This window comes from Hungatella effluvii (assembly GCF_003201875.1).
Taxonomy (GTDB): domain Bacteria; phylum Bacillota; class Clostridia; order Lachnospirales; family Lachnospiraceae; genus Hungatella; species Hungatella effluvii.
Window position 1 is genome coordinate 22,355 of sequence record NZ_QJKD01000012.1, and the last position, 17,704, is coordinate 40,058.

The following is a 17,704-nucleotide window of genomic DNA, read 5'->3' on the forward strand; positions in this document are numbered from 1 at the left end:
ATTTATTACATAATTCATCTTACCATATTTTGTATATTATATCAAGTACGTTTTATATTTCGTCTATATTTTTTATGTATTTTTACTAAATAGTACACCGTATTTTTATTACAGTTGATATTTTATTACATTTTTTATATAATAAATATATGGTTTTAAATTACAGTAATCAAAAAATAATGTAAGAAAAGGAGGAACCGTTCATGTCACGAAAACAGAAAGCCCCGGTTAAGATCATCGGTGAGCGTGATATCCAGCTTCACTTAAGCAATCCGGCCCATCACGACCAGATTGTCAGGATCGGAAAAGCCCTGTCCTCTCCAATCCGTCTCAATATTTTAAACCTGTTGAAAAATACGCCCCTCTCTTTACAGGAGATCGCGGACATTCTCTCCATCCCCGTGTCCTCCACGGCGCTGCACATCAAGATCCTGGAAGAGGCGAAGCTGATCGTCACGGAAACCCAGCCCGGCCTGCACGGCTCCATGCGTGTCTGTATCTGCAGCATGCAGACTTTTCACTTAGAGACCTTTGACGCGGACGCAGATCTGGCTGATAATACGATCACCCTGGATATGCCTGTGGGCAATTACTATCAGATCGAGGTGGAACCTACCTGCGGTCTGGCGGATGAGAACGGCGTCATGGACGCATACGACAGCGCCCGCACCTTCTACTCCCCGCTGCGCGGAAATGCACAGCTGATCTGGTTTCAGCAGGGCTTCGTGGAATACCGCTTCCCCAACCTGACCAATCCCTTATTGGAGCTCCACGAAATTTCTTTCTGCATGGAGCTCTGTTCCGAAGCCCCCGGCTTCCTGGAGGACTGGCCGTCCGACATCACCGTCTCCATCAATGGGCACGAGGTCGCCACCTACTGTTCCCCCGGAGATTACGGCGCCCGCCGCGGCCGCCTGACTCCCCCCGCCTGGCCCAACGGCCGCACGCAGTATGGGCTGTTAAAAAATTTCTCCGTCCGGGAAAGCGGCAGCTACTTAGACGGGCGCCTGATCGATCCGCAGCTGTCGCTCAAAGACTTAAAGATCCAGGATCACCCCTACATCTCGCTGTTAATCCAGATAAAAAAAGATGCCAGGCATATCGGAGGCATCAATTTATTCGGGGAAAAGTACGGAGATTTCCCGCAGGGGATTGTGATGAGTCTTATCTATTAGGAACTGGCGTGAAATAACTCTGCGGCAGTTCCTGACAAGAGGCCGAGTCAAAAAGCCCGGGAAAGTGTTGGAATCCAACGCCTTCCCGGGCTTTACTTTTCTAAAAAATTATCTAAGTTCCGTCGTAGAGATTACATCCATATCATCAAACGCCTGATTCTCACCGCCCATAGCCCAGATAAATGTATAGTTGCTGGTGCCTGCGCCTGCGTGAATGCTCCAGGATGGGCTGATAACAGCCTGCTCGTTCTGCATTACGATGTGTCTTGTCTCGTTTCCTTCGCCCATCATGTGGAATACCACATTGTTCTCCGGAATCTCGAAGTACATGTAAACTTCCATACGTCTCTCATGAGTATGAGCCGGCATGGTGTTCCATACGCTGCCCGGATCAAGCACGGTCATGCCCATGGAAAGCTGGCAGGTCTCAAGAACGTCCGGATGGATGAACTGATTGATTACGCGCTTATTGGAAGTCTCCATAGCGCCCAGCGGCTTCTTTGCTGCCTTCTCAATCGGAATAAAGGTTGTCTTGCAGGCCTTGTGAGCCGGTGCACTCACCATGTAGAACTTTGCAGGATTCGCTGCATCGTTGCTGGAGAAGAGCACTTCCTTTGTTCCCTTTGTGATGTATAAGCAGTCTTTATAGTTCATATCGAAAACTTCGCCGTCAGCTGTGATCCTGCCGGCTCCGCCGATGTTGAAAATACCGATCTCACGTCTCTCCAGGAAATAGCCTGTCCCGAAGTTTTTCCAGATGTCGATTCCCTTGTCGATGGAAACAGTCTCCGTAGTCGGCATGCATCCCAGTGTAACCATACGGTCTACGTGGGAGTATACGGCTACAACTTCATTAGCAGCATATAAATTCTCGATTAAAAATTCATTTCTCGTCTCTTCTGTTGTGTAACGTTTAAAATCCTTCTGATTGGCTGAATAACGGATATCCATTTATTAAGAACCCTCCTTGTAATATGTATTAATTTGTAGAAATAACTGACCAATCTCATGGTAACACAAGGAAGTTTTTAATTCAATCCTTTCTTTAAGATATCATAAAAAAGAACATCTTTTCCTGAAAATTGTGTATCTTTTCTACGTGTCTCAAGCCTTTCTTTCTCTCCTCCGTCCGCCTTTTGCCGTCACGAAATGACCTTCAGAATGTGGTCCACATAATTTTGCACCGCTGTTTTTGTCTCTTCCGTCACAGCCCGGTCAGCCATCTCGCCAGACACGTGTTTGATTCCATACGCCGGCTGAACCGCTCCTTTGATGTTGCACGGAACAGAGATCGGAACCATGCCCATATGCTGGGCAAAGGTATTCATCACCTGCAGGCAGAGCTCCGGCCCGCCGCATCCGTCTCCCGCTGATGTGAAGCACCCGAAATACATCCCGGCCGTAGGCGCTTCCACCCACAATTTTTCGAAGGAATCCATAAATGCCTTCATCTGCGCCGAAACGCATCCGTAATACGTCGGAGAACCGAGAAGCAGCACATCACTTCCCAGAACCTGCGCCGCTTCCTCTATGACCGGCACCGCCTCTATTGCATCCTGAAGACGCTTGAAATCCTCTATCCTCTTTTCCCCTGACTCGAAGGAGGCATCCGCGGTTCTGTAAAGAGCCGCCTCCTGCCCTCTCTCCTGAAGCGCTCTGTAAAAACAGTCTGCGATCTGATACGTGTTTCCGCAGACACTGTGAAATACAATTGTAAATTTTGCCATGATTTTTGTCTCTCCTTTTAATACCGTTGTGGTTTTGTAGTTTTGCTGCATTATAGATTTGTGATATTGCGGTTTTGTAGCTTTTGGGCTTTGTGACTTTGCAACTTTGAGACTTTGCAACTTTATTCCTCTATCACTTAACTGCGTTATAATTTTATAACCTTATGATTGCCGCCTATAGCAATATGTTTTATTATATCAGATGATTAGCGAAAGAAAAGTGCGTTGATAAAACTTAAAAGGAATGATTGCCGCAGAGCCATCAATTATGTACAATATAATTAGTTATTACTAACTACATTTCAAATAAAACAACTCTATTTCAAAAGGATGTCCTACACATAAGAAAAGAAATGGATATCAGGCTGTATAAGTATGAGAGCATTAAAGGGAAAGAGGAAACCTCGGAAGAATGGCTGAATTTCTTAAATATTACACCGAAAGGCGGGAGAGGCCTTATTAAAAGATGGGCACGCTTATCTGATGGCGTATTTTAAGACAATGGAAGGCGGCAATATGTATGTCTACATGTTTTTCGCCTGTGAAGATGTGAATTTTTCTAACGATAAGGCGATCAATCAAGGCAGTGGGCTGGATGAACAGCATTTCGCCTATATGAGGGAATGCATAGATCTTTCCAGGGGGGGATATCATGGATTGCCTTCTTTACCTTGACAACATGGAAGACGCTGTCAGGTAAACCAATCCTGTTCCCCCCCGACCCCATTGACCGGACTGTGAAAAACAATTATCAGACGCTTTCTAAGTCCCACAGTCTGATTCTGCTCTTCTCACAATCGATCATGACACGAGATTCTCCGGATGCCGGATAGTATCTGGAAGTGAATACCGTGCTGCCTTGGTTTACATAAACTTCAATTGCAGAGGTATCCATGATGATGCGGATATCCTCCAGACTGCCGATTTCGGCGCGCCTCACAGTACGCCCGGCACCCGTCCTGTTTAAAAATTTCATGGAGAAAACTCCGTCCTGATAATCCAGAACCAGGTCCTGATTAAAACAGATACGGCAGGAAACCGGTTCCAATCCATTGATATCTTTTTGATCGATATCTTTTTGATCGATATCTTTCTGATTTATTTCTATTTTATCTATCTCTACCTCATATATCCCCTCGGAAAGGACGGAGGTTTCTCCTGTTTTTACTTCTCTCTCATTTCTGCGCAGCCGCTTTAATTCTTCCACCGGCCTCTGGTACAGCCGGCCCGCCTCATACGTGATTTCCCGGGGAAGCGTCAGGGCATGCTGCCAGCCATCGCCCACCGTCGGATTGCTGTACTCTCCCTCGATATCAGGGAGCCCCATCCAGCCAATTAAGATTCTTCTTCCCTGCTCATCGGTAAATGTCTGCGGTGCATAGAAATCAAAGCCCTTGTCCCACTCTGTAAATGCCTCCGCTTCCACCATCTGAGGTCTGGCGATTCCCGCCTTAAGGCGGACATAACCGGACTGGTAGATATTCTGGTTTTGAAATTCGCCCCGGGGCAGCCCCTGGGGGCAGATGGATAAAAATGCGGCATCCTCCATCTCAAAACAGTCCGGACATTCCCACATATAGCCAAAGGGATTTTTTGTCGTCATCTCACCGACATACTTCCAGGTCACCATATCGGCCGATTCATAGAGAAGCACCGCGCCCTGGCCGCTGTTCTTCCGGGCACCCAGCACCATATGATACCTGCCGTTTTCCTTCCAGACCTTGGGGTCTCTGACGTGAAGCGTACAGTCCTTTGGATAGTCGTCATTGGTGAGAAGCAGCCTCTTCTCCCCCGCCCTGCTTCCGTCTTTTGTCTCCACCAATACCTGGGCGGCCTGCCTGCCCTCGTGGATATAATCATAATCTCCCTCTTCCTTCACATTTCCGGTGTAAAAGAGATGGATTCCATTTTCATCTGTCCAGGCGCATCCGGAATAGACGCCATCCCGGTCGAAGGGACGGTCGGGTTCCAGGAAGATACCCTCGTCTTTCCAGTGGATCAGATCGCTGCTGACCGCGTGGCCCCAGCATTTTCTCCCCTTTCCCAGGGCGTTCTCCGGCACATACTGGTAAAATGCATGGTATGTGCCGTGATACTGACATAAGCCGTTGGGATCGTTGAGCCAGCCCGCGGGGGGCGTCAAATGAAGTTTTAAACGATAGGGGTCCTTTGTTTCATTTCCGGTGGTTCGGTTCATGGCCGGCTCCTTTCAAATCTGGCGCCGCATCGGTTCTATTCTGCGAAATCCCGGTGCGGTCATCCTTCGGTTACTGTAATCAAAACATCTCCTGCTCTGACGGTTCCCTCCGCGCTCATTGCCACAGAAGGATACGCATAACTGTTGGAGATAATCACTGGTGTCGTAATATCGTATCCGGCCGCCTGAATGGCCTCCGCATCGAATTCCAGCATTAAATCGCCCTTTTTCACGGTGTCTCCGCTCTTCACATGAGGAGTAAAATGCTTTCCTCCCAGCTGTACGGTGTCGAGCCCCACATGAATCAGAATCTCCGTTCCATCTCCGGACATCAGTCCAATCGCATGGCAGGTTTCAAAAATCGTGACTACGGTACCGTCACACGGGGAAAAGACTTTTCCTTCAGATGGTACCACCGCCGCTCCCTTACCGAGAACTTCAGCAGCAAACGTAGGATCCTTTACTTCTGTCATAGGGATGACCGTTCCGCTCAGAGGGCTGTAAACGGTATGAGACTTGTTGTCTGCATCTTTTTTATCGTTTGCTTCCTTCTCTTCTTTTTCTTCCTTCTCCTCTTTTTCTTCCTTCTCGTCATGGAAAAGCGACCAGGAAAGGAAGAACGCCACTGCTGCTGCCACGAGAATGACCAGCGCATACTGCCATACATAATCGGTTGTGATGAGGAATCCGAACAGTCCTGTGATTCCGTAAGCAGAAGCGCCGACACCGAGAATACCGGATACCATGGCTCCGCAGGCACCGCCGATACAGCCGGCGATAAAGGATTTCATAAATCTTAAGTTCACACCGAAGATAACGGGTTCCGTAATTCCCAGAAATGCAGAGAGGGAGGCGGGAAGTGCCAGCTCTTTCACTTTTTTATTCTTCGTCTTCATGGCTATAGCGAGAGCCGCGCCGCCCTGGGCCACATTAGCCGCCGTGGCAATCGGCATCCAGGTGTTGATTCCGGCAGAGCTTAACAGACCGGCTTCCAGCGCATTATACATATGATGAACTCCGGCCACAACCGTAGGGGCGTAGACCGCGCCGGCAAAGAACGAACCGATGCCGAATGGAATGGTGATCAGGAACTTCACGCCTTCCAGGACTCCATTTTCCAGCAGCGAGAAGACCGGGCCAAAAACAGTCAGAGTTACGTATCCTGTCACAAGGACCGTCACAAGCGGAGTTACAAATAAGTCAAACATCTCAGGAACGATCTTATGCAGCTTCTTCTCCAGCTTCGACATGAAGAACACTGCGATGACGACCGGAATCACATGGCCCTGGTAACCGGTGAGATTAATGTTATAGAGACCAAACCACACGGAAGCAGTTGGAATCGACTCGGCTCCCGCCACGGACCATGCGTTTAACAGATCCGGATGGATCATGACCATACCGATAACGGCTCCCAGAAATGGATTGCCGCCGAAAACCTTTGCCGCGCTGAACGCAATTAAGACAGGAAGGAAGGTGAAGGCCGCGCTGCTCATCAGGTGAAGAATCGTATAGGTTCCCGATCCGGCAAGCGACGGGTATACCTTGCAGATACCTTCTAAAAGTCCCATCAGGAGGCCGCTGGCAACGATGGCCGGAATAATGGGGACGAACACATCACCGAGCGCTTTGATCGCCCTCTGGAAAGGATTTCCCTTCTTCGCGGCGGCCTGCTTTACCTCATCCTTCGATGCGGCTGTAATCCCGGCCACAGCGATAAACTCCTCATAGACTTTATTCACCGTGCCCGTACCGAAAATGATCTGAAGCTGGCCGGAGGCACTGAACACTCCCTTCACCCCATCTACATTCTCTATGGCTCCCTTTTTGCAGACCGACTCATCTGCCACCACAAGGCGCAGTCTGGTGGCACAGTGGGCTGCCGATATCAGATTGGATTTTCCGCCGATCAATTCAAAAACCTGCTTTGCTGATTCCCTGTAATCCATAATTACCCTCCTATACATCCTATGAAATTGTTCCCATTCTTTTTCCCTTTTATTATTCTGCCTTTTTTATGTCTTTTTTAAATTTTATATGAGATCGATCTCATATCTTGTTTTTATTATATACCCTCCATTCTTTACTGTAAACCGTCCAATATAACAAACAAAAACTATTTTTTTGTATAAAATGCACAAAATCCGCTGGTCTTCCTATTTGAAGGTATTTCCCATTAAAATTTCTTATTAAAATTTTCCATTAAAAGAAGCCGGGCCGGACAACATTCATATCCTGTGTCCGATCCGGCTTTCCCCTACCCAGTACAGCATTACTCTCCCTGAACTATCGTACTCTTCCCATAAACAATCTCATATCCCATCTTCACCTCCCGGCGAATCTGATCTCCTGCGCTCAGCATGTTGACCAGCATGCGCGCGGCCTCTTCCCCGCTCGTCTTATAATAGTAGTGAACGGTGGTCAGCCTCGGCACGCATACCCGGGCTGTCTCCGAATCTCCGATCCCGGCAATCTGAATCTCCTCCGGAACCCGCCTTCCGGTCTCCCGCAGATACGTCACACCGCCTGTGGCGATACTGTCCGTGGCGCAGAAAATGGAATCGATCTCAGGATTTTCACACAATAGACGCTTCGTCTGCTCATATCCGGAATCCATGCTGAATTTGCCTTCCGCATAGGGTACCCGGTCCGCGCCGATTCCGGCGTCTCTCACTGCATCCAGAAAGCCTTCCTTTCTTCGCTTACCAGCCGCCTCGTCGCGTTCCAGCACGCCTATACAGGCCGGGTGCTTTCCATGGGCGAGCAGCAGAGAAGTCAGGTCGTATGCTGCGTGATAGTCATCGTGATAGACGCAGGAATACCCTGCAAGGCTCTGGCCCAGGATCACCACCGGAACGGCAAGCTCCTTCAGGACCTTTTTATGAGCCGCCGTAAACACGGTTCCGATCAGGATAATCCCATCGACCTGGTTCTCGGCCAGCACACGCAGATACTTGACCTCTTCCTTCTCATCATTATCCGTATTGGCAAGAAGGAGCTGGTAGCCTGCTTTGGACAGCACTGCACTGATCCCCGCCACCATACGGCTGATAGATGCGGAATTGATCTTCGGGATAATCACCCCGATCAGATTCGTCTTTTTCGTCCTCAGCGTCTGGGCCTGGGCGGAAGGCTTATACCCGGTCTCCTCGATCACTTTTCTTATTTTCTCTTTTTTATCCTCACTGACGTAGCCATCATTTAAAAACCGTGAGACCGTCGCCCTGGACACTCCCGCCAGCTTCGCTATTTCATTAATATTCATCGGCTTCCTCTGATTCACTGCAGCACCGGTTCGCTGTCATTTTCTCTATTCCTTCCGGAAACGGTCAGAAGCCGTTCCATAGGCAATCTCGTGTATTTCATTCTTATAAGGTTCAAACTCTTCTTTTGTCACAGGTTTTCCATAACTCATCACCCACAGCGGAATGGGATGGTCCTCCTCCTTCAGCGGAAGCTGCATATAGGGGAACGTATTGATGGAAAAGCCCAGTCGTTCATAAAAGCCGGCCCGCCTTCCCGTCATGGGGTCTTTCTCCGTCACGGGTTCGATCTCCAGAAACACGGGTTTGTCCGTCTCGGCAAGGCATTCCTCCACCAGCTGCTTTCCATACCCTTTTCCCCTGCACCGCTCCGTGGTGGCCAGATGTTCCAAAAACAGACAGCCGGGCAGTTCCCAATAGCTCACAAACGCCAGCATGCTGCCGTCTTCCTCCTTAATCCTGACACGGTGGCACGGATGATTTAAAATGTCTCTCTGCTGCTCCCTAGTCCGCCGCTCCTTGCTGGGGAAGGACTCTTCATAGATACGGTAGTACTCCTCGAAGCGGGACTGTGGTTCTTTCAATAGCATGATATCTCTCCTGTTCCTGTTTTGTAACTAACAGTGTACCATTTTTCCTGAAAGTTTTCAACGGGGGGCTTCTGGCAGAAGATGAAAGACGCTGTGAAATGTAGTGTACTCTCTACCTTTCCCAGCGTCTTTACAGTAATCGCTTCCGAATTTACGTATCCAGAAATTCTTTCATAATCTCCCCGCGGATTTCCAGGAATGTGGAATCGGTACGATCCCTTGGAAATGGCAGGTTTACAGGTACTATCTTCTTTACAACACCCGGATTCTTTCCCATAATCACAACCCGGTTGCTTAGGTAAATCGCCTCGTCGATATCGTGCGTGACGATCATCATCGTCGTCTTGTCCTGCTCCCATATGCGCAGCACTTCCTGCTGCATGGCCATACGGGTAAATGCATCCAGCGCGCCGAATGGTTCATCCAAAAGAAGCAGCTGAGGCCTTGTGGCGAGTGCGCGGGCGATGCTGACACGCTGCTGCATGCCGCCGGAAAGCTGGTTCGGTACGGCGTTTGTAAACTCAGTCAGCCCTACCAGTTTAATGTAATAGTCCACCATTTTCTTTTTCTCGGCCCTCGGCACAGCATCGGATATTACAAACTCGATGTTCTGCTCTACGGTCAGCCAGGGAAAAAGCCTTGCCTCCTGGAATATCATGCTGCATTTGGGGGATGGCCCGTTTACCGGCTCCCCATCCAGTAAAATCTCGCCGGAGCTGATCGTCTCCAGAGTGGTGATCAGCTTTAACAGCGTGCTTTTCCCACATCCGCTGGCTCCGACTATGGCCAGCAGCTCCCCTTTTTTAACCGTTAAATCGACGCCTGCGAGCACTTCGAATTTCTGCCCCCTGATAAAGAAATTCTTATGCAGGCCATTGATCTCAAGAATATTTGTGTTCTCTGCCATGGTATATCCGCCCTCCTTATTTGCTGTCGATAATGCCGCGGGTCTTTGCCAGATAATAGTGTTCCAGCCGGGTCAGGCCCTTGTCGATAATCAGGCCGATCACGCCGATGACCAGCACGCACATGTACATGACGCGGGCATTTGCCGTCTCGCGGGACAGGGTGATTAAATAACCGATGCCGGTAGAGGAAGCGATCATTTCTGCGGCAACCACACTCATCCACGCATTGCTCATTCCAAGTCGGAGGCCTGTGAGAATGGCGGGAATGGAGGAGGGAACGATGATCCTTAAAATAGTTTTTGAGGTCCGTATCCGGTATGTGTAGGCCACTTCCAGCAGCTTGTTGTCCACGGTCTGAATTCCGTGCATGGTATTGAGCAGCACTGGCCAGAAGGAGCCGAAGGCGATAATTGCAACCTTAGAAGAGAATCCGATACCAGCCAACAGAATCACAATCGGCACCAGCGCAATGGTCGGAATCGGGCGGAGTACGCTGACGATACCGTTTAAAGCTGCGCTCACCGGCTTAAACAGCCCCATCAGAAATCCCACTGCCACGCCGCACATCGCGCCGATCACATAACCGCACGCCACACGGCCGAAGCTGACGCTTAAGTTTTTCCAGAGCTTTCCAGATTCGATATAGGACAGAAATGTCTTTGCAATCGTCAGGGGAGCCGGTACAAGAGAAGCCTTCACCAGTCCGTGAGTTGACGCATACTGCCAGATAAGAATCACCAGGACGGGAAATACAATGGCGATTACCGGCAGTATTTTATTTTGTCTGGCGTTGTTTTGGGTTTTGAGATTGAACATTCGTAAACTTCCTTTCCATATATTTGTAACTGTTCAGCCGTGCATCTTCTTGTTTTCGAAAAGCACGAAAACAAGAAGCCCGGGCGTTCCGCCCTATGTCAGTTTACACAGAAAAGTACTTATACAAGCAAGCTTGTAACATACTTTTCCGCGCAAACCGCCGCACGGCTGAACAGTTACATATACTCCGATGTACGGCAAAACCGGCGTACCATCCAGTCAGACGGACAGCCGCCGGTTTTAACGCCATTTACCGGTAACCGGCCATTTCCAGATATTTCAGTTCCAGAATATCGTCCATGGTGATATCCGGATTGGATAACAGATCATTGCTCTTCATGAATTCCAGTACCTCGCCCAACACGCGCAGATCCTGTTCCGTCAAATTGATGCCGAAATTAGAACCGCTGTACATGGTGGAAAACCAGGTTTCCTCCCGCTGGGTGATTTCCGCCAGTGTGGTAAATGCTTTTTTCTGATTATCTTCACTCTCCGCCATCCAGTCATCCACGCGCTGAACCACCTTCAGGACCTTGGCCGTGATTTCCGGGTATTTCTCACAGAATTCCGTACGTCCCACAAACGCGCTGATCTGGCAGGTCTCGCTGACAGCGCCGTCAGCCAGTACATGTACGTCACCGGCATCGATCATAGAACTGAATTTTGCCAGCTGGTCGGCCGCCCCCTGCACTTCACCGGAAGCTAGAAGCGTCACCGTATCGTTCGTGTTGACCAGTTCGATGTCATCCTCGGAAAGTCCGAGAGAATGTAAGTATGTCAAAAGCAGGTAGTGGGCGCTGGTACCGACGGATACGGCGACCTTAGCCCCCTTGAGTCCCTCCGCGTCCGTAATATCTTTGCCCACCACCAGCGGATACATCGTTTCCGTATCGCAGTTGCGGCCGATAATCTTATAACCGTAGTCTGCGGAGATACCCGCGATCGCCGCCTGTTCACCGAACTCTGCGAAATCCAGATCACCGGAAGCGAACGCCTCGGAGATGGCCGGACCGTTCTGGAAATAGTCCATCGTAAAGGTTACGTTGCTTCCCTCAAATTCTTCCTGCAGATATCCCAGATTGTAAGCCAGATTTAATGGAAACTGGCTGTTGATGTCCCCCAGATGAATCTCAATCGGATCGCCGTCGTATACGTAGTCATCGATGGATGCCTCCGCCTTCGTCTCCGCGGCCGTCGTATCCCCCGATGCGGATTCTGCGTTCTCTGCCTCTTCCCCTGCCGCCTTCGTTGTGTCTGCTTCTGCGGAAGCCGTCGTCTGCGGAGCCGTGTCCCTGCCAGCTCCGGACGAGCACCCGAACAGGGCTGCTGCCATACAGATTGACAGTCCGATAGATAATACTTTTTTCATGTTGCGTTCCTCCTCTTTTTGTGTGTTTGGTGGTGGCTGTACAGCCAGGTATGTTACAGTTTGAGCAGCTTTGCTGCATTATTGTAAAAGAAATCCGGCTTTACGGATTCTTTTAAGCCGCAGTTTTCGTAAAACCTGGCTGTATCCATGATGTTGAGGATGGGATAGGCCGTGCCGAACAGCATCTGGTGCTTCATCAGCGTATTGGCCGCTTTAATATAATCCCCGCTTCCCGCTCCTGTTAATCCGTACATATCCGGAACTATGTAAATATTAGGTGAGTTAAATGCCATGGCCATCACCTCTAAGTGCCATGGCCAGCCTCCATGGCCCACGATGATCTTTAAATCCGGAAAATGGTGCAGCACACTCCCCAGCTGGCGCACCGTGTCCGGGTCAACCACTGGCAGAAGCTTGGCACTGTAGCTCACAAACAGGGCCAGATCCTCTTTTTCGAGTTTCTCATACATGGGAAATGCGATCGGGTCATCGAAAGCATAGGGTTTCGGCTGATAGGTCGGCTCTACGCTCACTCCCCGGATATCCCACCGGTCCCTGCATCGGTCGATCTCGTAAAGAGCCTCATCCCCGTCGGTCGGATCGATGTAGGGAAAGATCATAAAACGGCCGGGATATTTCGCTGTAAGCGGAAACATCCCCTCGCTGTCCACTCCCAGATTCTTTCTTCCGGGAACGACTGAGATCTCAATGTCTGCCAGATCCATTTCTTTTACAAACTGCTCCAGATTTCCCGTGCGCTGTGATTCGGAGACGGTCATATCAAATGCGTCTGCGAGCCGTGCGAAATGCGCCTGTTCGTTCTGGAACATGGTCAGATAATTTCCGTAGGGCGGGCGTACCCTGAAATCAATTTTCTTATACACGTTTGTACTCCTATACAAATATTCATATTAATTTTGCTTTACTTAGTATATAATAAAGGAAATGAAAAGAATATGAGATTTCTCACATTTTGGTGAATTTTAGGAGGTGTGAAATGAAGAGTGCAGAGAGCACGGCCGTGACGGACAGGGTATTGAAGGAGCATGAGTTCGAGAGCCATTTTTCCTTTGATATCCGTCCTCATATCCGTGTCACAGAGTATGAAAAGGGCGAATATATTATCCGCAACACCGATCAGCTGACGAGGATTCTCTACCTGGTTTCTGGGACGGCGAAGCTGTATGGCTTCCATAAAAATGGCCGGCAGTCGCTGATTAATTTTTTTACGCCGTTCAGCCTCTTTGGCGTACCGGAGCTGTTTGAGGAGAACAAACGCCCCTATCCCCTGGTGGCACAGACGAGATGCCGCTTTATCGAGATCGACACAAAGGGCTGCCGCGCCGGACTTCTGCAGGATGCACAGTTTCTGAGGTTCTGCTGCAGCATGGCCTTAAAACAGAATGTGGCCCAGAACCGCAAGTACATGAGCCTGACCGCCTATCCCAGCCGCAATAATTTTGCCGCCTGTCTGCTGCTGCTCCAGAACGGCGGACTGCTGTCTGTGAAATACACAGAGATTGCGGAGTACTTAACGATCTCCTACCGCCACCTGATGCATCTAATCTCCACCATGTGTGAGGAACAGATTCTGGAACGTGTACCAAAGGGCGTCCGAATCCTGGACTGGGATAAGGTGCGGGAGCTGGCGGAGGAGATACGGGAGGAGGAATAGATGGGGAGGAAGACAAAGGCTTGAAGACGATTGATATATATTAAAAAGGCGGCTCACGAATTATAGATCGTGAGACCGCTCTTTTTAAATAAGTGTTTATGAAGTCGCTAATGCATCATTTTATGGTATTGATTTTATAACATTTATTTTATGTCATTCATTCACTGATACTATTTTACCGTAATTCTTCCCTGGCCGCGCGGGTCGCCGTAATCAGCGCCTACATTGCCGCCTAAGTTGGTATTGATATATGCGGAAAGAATGTCCACATCCGTCATGACCTCGTCCCTTGTGATATTCGCACCTGCGAACATGGTCATTCCGTCACCGCCGGATTTCAGCATGTAGTTATGGGAAGCGACCGTATATGTCCTGTTTACATCCAGAGCTTCCGCCCCTACCTTGATATCGGTCACGCGGTAAGCGCCGCCAACTTTTATAAAGTTCCCCTTTTCATCGGTCTGAACCGTAGTCGGAACAGACGTATCGATGGTATAGGATAGTCCTGATACCTGCAGGAAGCCGCCGTTTTCATCCGGGCAGTTTCTGGAAGCCATCTCCAGAGCGTCCTTAATCTGCTGGCCCTTCACTTCCACTACGCATCCCATGTTGCCGTATGGAAATACTGCCAGTGTATCATTATAAGTGATATTGCCTGCCGCTATGTTGGCACGGATGCCTCCGCCGTTGGATAATCCGATATCTGCTCCCAGTACGTAACGGTATGCATCAGCAGTCAGATCGCCCAGGTTCGTCTCGGCACTTCTCACGGCGCGTTCTCCCGTCCCAGGATCGTTGACGGTCAAGTCCACATCACTGTGCCCCAGAACTGCTTTTAACGTCTCATTGTACTGCGCCTGAATTCCTTTGATGAACTGATCGGTGTCATAGTCTACATTTTTCCCATCCTCCGTGACGGCACTTCCTCCAGGAAGAGTGAGCTGCATGCCGATAGTCAGCATATCAGGATTTTTAATCTTATCTCTGTTGGCATCGTAAATCTCTGTCCAGCGGTTATAGGATCCCAGTTCTCTCTTTGCAATTCTGCTTAAGGAGTCCCCGGATTTCACCGTATACGCCCTGGAAGCGCCTCCGGCCTCTACCTTGGAGATCAGTTCTGTCGTGATTGTTCCATCTTTTTTGATCGTCATCTTTCCGATATCCTGAAGCTTCGTACCGGTCTGCGTAAGCGTGATGTCTTTTCCGTCCTTGTTTTTTACAACCTTGGAGGGTACCGTCTCATGAGAGTGGCCGTCGATTACAGCATCAATTCCGTTGGTATTCTTAATGACGCTGTCAGATGACCAGCGCTCCGTGGTTCCGTTTTCTCCCAGATGGCCGACGAGAATGACGTAATTGGCTCCATCCGCTCTGGCCGCGTCCACGCTGGACTGAATCCGGTCATAGAGCTTCTGTCCGCTCTCGTCCTCGCAGAAACTGTAAATATAGTTTCCGTTTGCATCCTGGAAATACGCCGGAGTGGATTTTGTAAAGCTTTCCGGTGTACTGGCGCCCACGAGGGCAACCTTCGTATCTCCGTATGTCATCATCTTGTACGGGGCGAATACGGTCTGTCCTGTGCGCAGATCCAGGAAGTTACAGGAATAGTAGCCGCAGCTCAGTTTCCCCGCCAGTTCCAGGAAACGGGGCATGCCATAATCGAATTCATGGTTTCCAGGTATGGCGAAGTCATAGCCAACCTTATTCATGATATCGATTAAGTAGCCTCCATCGGAAAGCGTTCCGATGGGCGCGCCCTGAATGGCATCGCCGGCGTCCACGAGAACAACGTACGGTGTCTGCTCAAGCATCTGCTTCTTATAAAGCGCCAGCCCTGCATATCCGATGTTGTCATCAACGCCGCAGTGGACATCGTTGGTATACAGCACAACGATATCGTGGTCAGCCGCCGCCGCGGTAAACGACATGCCGGTGGTCAGGGACAGCACCATCAGCAGCGTGAGCCACAGAGACAGAAACCTTCTTTTTCCGCTTCTTTTCATTTTTTAAAGCCTCCTTTTTTTACATTTTTTACCTTTAAGTTTATTATAACAGATAAATGTAAAATAAGGGTATTGTTTTCCTGTTTTTTTCTGTACAGCTACTTCTTTTTTATGCAATTGCATTGGCTGCTGTCATAATCCAAGCAGACCACATAACCGCTGAGAAAAGACCTGTATAAATACTGTTGGTTTTATTGGTTATGTAACAGTTAATGGTATTGCTGACCGCAAATGCAGGTATCATTGAAAAAATTGCACCGGCATAGATATAGCCTCTGTTCTTTGGAAACAGTACGCTTCCTGTCGTACGGAATACAATATTAAATATAAGGAACAGCAGACCAAGTCCGAGAACTCCGAACAAAAGGCTTAATATCATAGAATTGCGCATACCGGAACCTTTTGTTCTTTCTCCGTTATTTAAACTGATGCTTCTTCCTGCCAGCGTTGAAAACAGGAAGAATGGAATCTGCAGGAAGAAGTAGACCGGATAATACGGCATTCTGATATAAGTAACCGGTCGAATAGACGCCAGCCATATATGAATATCTCCTCCTGTAATATAATACATTAACAGATACGCCGCATAAGTAATTCCGATTATACAGCAGGCAAACAAAAGTGCTTTTAAAATATAGGCAATATGTACTCTATTTTCGTTTTCTGCCGTAGAGAGGCCATAAGTCATTAAATTGCCTCCGACTTTCTTTCCGTACAGATAATGGTAAAGCAAAAAAAGGAGCAAAACGATACAGGCAGTTACCAGACTCCATAGAGCAAAACCATTTGCCGTATTATCCAGCTTTAATATGCTCGTCACATCAAATTTTTGTGCCAGTGTAGTACCTGGTATAAACAATACTGCAGGCAAAAACAGTAAAAGAAGAATAGAAATCCACCACATCAAACTGTTTCTCTGAAATCCTACCGGTCTGCGAGCCGGCAGAATCAGTGCTGAAAACAGTTTCGTACACAGGAGCAGAGAAGCTGACGCAAACAGCAGCAGAATCAGCCCCGAAAATTGAATCATCATTCCCATATCCTTGAACATCCATACCTGATCAGAGGCCGATATCGGATTAGGCGCTGTCGTTGCTGTCATTACAGTTTCCAGGTATTGCGTAAGCAGCTCATGATTGACCATAGCACCAGCATGAGAGCTGTTTGGCATGTAAAAAATTCTTGCGGTACCTTCCTCAAAACTTCCGTACAGTGTTCCTACTTCCAAAGTTTCATCATCGGAAAGGCCAAAAAAGTTGTGGTACAGTTCGTTATGCGCCATATTCAAAATATTTCCGTCACTTCGAACCAGATTGCTTTCATCATGTTTTCCAATTATGCAGACATAATTTGTATGAAAATTTTCCGTGTCATTCATACCTGGATTCATCCCAACTGCTATCTCAGCCTTTACATGATCCGGATGATTTCCCGCAACCATAAAAGAATAGACGCCGCCCATGGAATGGCCTGATGTAATCAGCTGATCCTTCTGTACATAATCTACAGATTGTAAAAATGCGTAGGAAGCCTCTCCACCGTGTGTTTCATCCGGACTTGCCTCTGAACTTCCCGAATTCGATGCATCCCACGACAGTACTACATATCCTCGTCTTGCGAGTTCTACATTATAAGAACTCTGTGCTTCAGCAGATGCACCACCCCCATGGTTTGTGAGTACTGCGGGTGCCGGCGCTTCTTTGGTTGCAGTACGTGGAATATAGAGAATACCACTTACCATATTTCCGCAGCTATCGGAATAAGTAACTCTGCGTACCTTGACATTTCCCCCATTGGTACTGATGGCCACGTTTAAGAGCGTTCCCGCTGTCATAAGCAGAATTGCCGCTGCCAGCATAACCATCCTTTTGTTCCACCGTTTCATAGTGAACCTCCTCTTAAATGAATAATTTTTGCAGGCCGGTGTAAATGTCGAACCTGATGTATTCAGTCAACCACAATCAAATGCCGATGTACATTC

15 protein-coding genes are annotated in these 17,704 nt (G+C 48.7%); 3 read left to right on the forward strand and 12 right to left on the reverse strand.

Annotation, left to right across the window (positions count from 1 at the left end):
• Positions 1 to 203 precede the first annotated feature (203 nt).
• A complete protein-coding gene (locus DFR60_RS20460) occupies positions 204 to 1,175 on the forward strand; it encodes an ArsR/SmtB family transcription factor (RefSeq protein WP_110324549.1) in 972 nt (323 codons plus the stop codon).
• A 108-nt stretch (positions 1,176 to 1,283) separates the two neighbouring features.
• On the opposite strand, the gene kduI is transcribed toward DFR60_RS20460, so the two are convergent.
• Together kduI and DFR60_RS20470 are read right to left on the reverse strand one after the other, a co-directional pair.
• Positions 1,284 to 2,126, reverse strand: coding sequence for a 5-dehydro-4-deoxy-D-glucuronate isomerase (gene kduI / locus DFR60_RS20465; RefSeq protein WP_110324550.1), 843 nt, complete (start codon positions 2,124 to 2,126; stop codon positions 1,284 to 1,286).
• A gap of 191 nt (positions 2,127 to 2,317) precedes the next feature.
• Positions 2,318 to 2,902: a flavodoxin family protein gene (locus tag DFR60_RS20470; protein ID WP_167437660.1), complete on the reverse strand. Its 585-nt coding sequence runs from the start codon at positions 2,900 to 2,902 to the stop codon at positions 2,318 to 2,320.
• 483 nt (positions 2,903 to 3,385) lie between these two features.
• On the opposite strand from DFR60_RS20470, the gene DFR60_RS31500 reads away from it, so the two are divergent.
• Positions 3,386 to 3,577, forward strand: coding sequence for a DUF6176 family protein (locus DFR60_RS31500; protein ID WP_432764124.1), 192 nt, complete (start codon positions 3,386 to 3,388; stop codon positions 3,575 to 3,577).
• Positions 3,578 to 3,653: 76 nt separating this feature from the next.
• On the opposite strand, the gene DFR60_RS20480 is transcribed toward DFR60_RS31500, so the two are convergent.
• The 8 genes from DFR60_RS20480 to DFR60_RS20515 all read right to left on the reverse strand — a co-directional run bounded on the left by DFR60_RS20480 (position 3,654) and on the right by DFR60_RS20515 (position 12,929).
• Positions 3,654 to 5,099 carry a glycoside hydrolase family 32 protein gene (locus DFR60_RS20480; RefSeq protein WP_110324552.1) on the reverse strand — a complete coding sequence of 482 codons (1,446 nt, stop codon included), beginning with the start codon at positions 5,097 to 5,099 and terminating at the stop codon, positions 3,654 to 3,656.
• Positions 5,100 to 5,158: 59 nt separating this feature from the next.
• Positions 5,159 to 7,048: a PTS sucrose transporter subunit IIABC gene (locus tag DFR60_RS20485; RefSeq protein WP_110324553.1), complete on the reverse strand. Its 1,890-nt coding sequence runs from the start codon at positions 7,046 to 7,048 to the stop codon at positions 5,159 to 5,161.
• A gap of 323 nt (positions 7,049 to 7,371) precedes the next feature.
• Entirely contained in the window at positions 7,372 to 8,364 is a 993-nt protein-coding gene (locus DFR60_RS20490) for a LacI family DNA-binding transcriptional regulator (protein WP_110324554.1), read from the reverse strand.
• A 45-nt stretch (positions 8,365 to 8,409) separates the two neighbouring features.
• Entirely contained in the window at positions 8,410 to 8,952 is a 543-nt protein-coding gene (locus DFR60_RS20495) for a GNAT family N-acetyltransferase (RefSeq protein ID WP_110324555.1), read from the reverse strand.
• 151 nt (positions 8,953 to 9,103) lie between these two features.
• Positions 9,104 to 9,859 (reverse strand): ABC transporter ATP-binding protein, encoded by a 756-nt coding sequence (locus tag DFR60_RS20500; protein WP_110324556.1) that lies wholly within the window; start codon positions 9,857 to 9,859, stop codon positions 9,104 to 9,106.
• Between the two features lie 16 nt (positions 9,860 to 9,875).
• Positions 9,876 to 10,676: an ABC transporter permease gene (locus DFR60_RS20505; protein WP_110324557.1), complete on the reverse strand. Its 801-nt coding sequence runs from the start codon at positions 10,674 to 10,676 to the stop codon at positions 9,876 to 9,878.
• A gap of 250 nt (positions 10,677 to 10,926) precedes the next feature.
• Positions 10,927 to 12,045, reverse strand: coding sequence for an ABC transporter substrate-binding protein (locus tag DFR60_RS20510; protein WP_110324558.1), 1,119 nt, complete (start codon positions 12,043 to 12,045; stop codon positions 10,927 to 10,929).
• 53 nt (positions 12,046 to 12,098) lie between these two features.
• Positions 12,099 to 12,929 (reverse strand): amidohydrolase family protein, encoded by an 831-nt coding sequence (locus tag DFR60_RS20515; RefSeq protein WP_110324559.1) that lies wholly within the window; start codon positions 12,927 to 12,929, stop codon positions 12,099 to 12,101.
• 113 nt (positions 12,930 to 13,042) lie between these two features.
• Here DFR60_RS20515 and DFR60_RS20520 point away from each other — a divergent pair, with 113 nt between their 5' ends.
• The gene (locus DFR60_RS20520) at positions 13,043 to 13,720 is read left to right on the forward strand and encodes a cyclic nucleotide-binding domain-containing protein (RefSeq protein ID WP_110324560.1); all 678 of its coding nucleotides are present in this window, start codon (positions 13,043 to 13,045) and stop codon (positions 13,718 to 13,720) included.
• 170 nt (positions 13,721 to 13,890) lie between these two features.
• On the opposite strand, the gene DFR60_RS20525 is transcribed toward DFR60_RS20520, so the two are convergent.
• Both DFR60_RS20525 and DFR60_RS20530 read right to left on the reverse strand, forming a co-directional pair.
• Positions 13,891 to 15,723, reverse strand: a complete 1,833-nt coding sequence (locus DFR60_RS20525; protein ID WP_110324561.1) for a bifunctional metallophosphatase/5'-nucleotidase — start codon at positions 15,721 to 15,723, stop codon at positions 13,891 to 13,893.
• A 109-nt stretch (positions 15,724 to 15,832) separates the two neighbouring features.
• Positions 15,833 to 17,608: an alpha/beta hydrolase gene (locus tag DFR60_RS20530; protein WP_110324562.1), complete on the reverse strand. Its 1,776-nt coding sequence runs from the start codon at positions 17,606 to 17,608 to the stop codon at positions 15,833 to 15,835.
• Positions 17,609 to 17,704 lie beyond the last annotated feature (96 nt).

Excerpts from the sequence above, each read along its gene's own strand:
- DFR60_RS20460 (WP_110324549.1), top strand. The coding sequence starts at position 204 with ATGTCACGAAAACAGAAAGCCCCGGTTAAGATCATCGGTGAGCGTGAT.
- kduI (WP_110324550.1), bottom strand. The coding sequence starts at position 2,126 with ATGGATATCCGTTATTCAGCCAATCAGAAGGATTTTAAACGTTACACA.
- DFR60_RS20470 (WP_167437660.1), bottom strand. The coding sequence starts at position 2,902 with ATGGCAAAATTTACAATTGTATTTCACAGTGTCTGCGGAAACACGTAT.
- DFR60_RS31500 (WP_432764124.1), top strand. The coding sequence starts at position 3,386 with ATGGCGTATTTTAAGACAATGGAAGGCGGCAATATGTATGTCTACATG.
- DFR60_RS20480 (WP_110324552.1), bottom strand. The coding sequence starts at position 5,099 with ATGAACCGAACCACCGGAAATGAAACAAAGGACCCCTATCGTTTAAAA.
- DFR60_RS20485 (WP_110324553.1), bottom strand. The coding sequence starts at position 7,048 with ATGGATTACAGGGAATCAGCAAAGCAGGTTTTTGAATTGATCGGCGGA.
- DFR60_RS20490 (WP_110324554.1), bottom strand. The coding sequence starts at position 8,364 with ATGAATATTAATGAAATAGCGAAGCTGGCGGGAGTGTCCAGGGCGACG.
- DFR60_RS20495 (WP_110324555.1), bottom strand. The coding sequence starts at position 8,952 with ATGCTATTGAAAGAACCACAGTCCCGCTTCGAGGAGTACTACCGTATC.
- DFR60_RS20500 (WP_110324556.1), bottom strand. The coding sequence starts at position 9,859 with ATGGCAGAGAACACAAATATTCTTGAGATCAATGGCCTGCATAAGAAT.
- DFR60_RS20505 (WP_110324557.1), bottom strand. The coding sequence starts at position 10,676 with ATGTTCAATCTCAAAACCCAAAACAACGCCAGACAAAATAAAATACTG.
- DFR60_RS20510 (WP_110324558.1), bottom strand. The coding sequence starts at position 12,045 with ATGAAAAAAGTATTATCTATCGGACTGTCAATCTGTATGGCAGCAGCC.
- DFR60_RS20520 (WP_110324560.1), top strand. The coding sequence starts at position 13,043 with ATGAAGAGTGCAGAGAGCACGGCCGTGACGGACAGGGTATTGAAGGAG.
- DFR60_RS20525 (WP_110324561.1), bottom strand. The coding sequence starts at position 15,723 with ATGAAAAGAAGCGGAAAAAGAAGGTTTCTGTCTCTGTGGCTCACGCTG.
- DFR60_RS20530 (WP_110324562.1), bottom strand. The coding sequence starts at position 17,608 with ATGAAACGGTGGAACAAAAGGATGGTTATGCTGGCAGCGGCAATTCTG.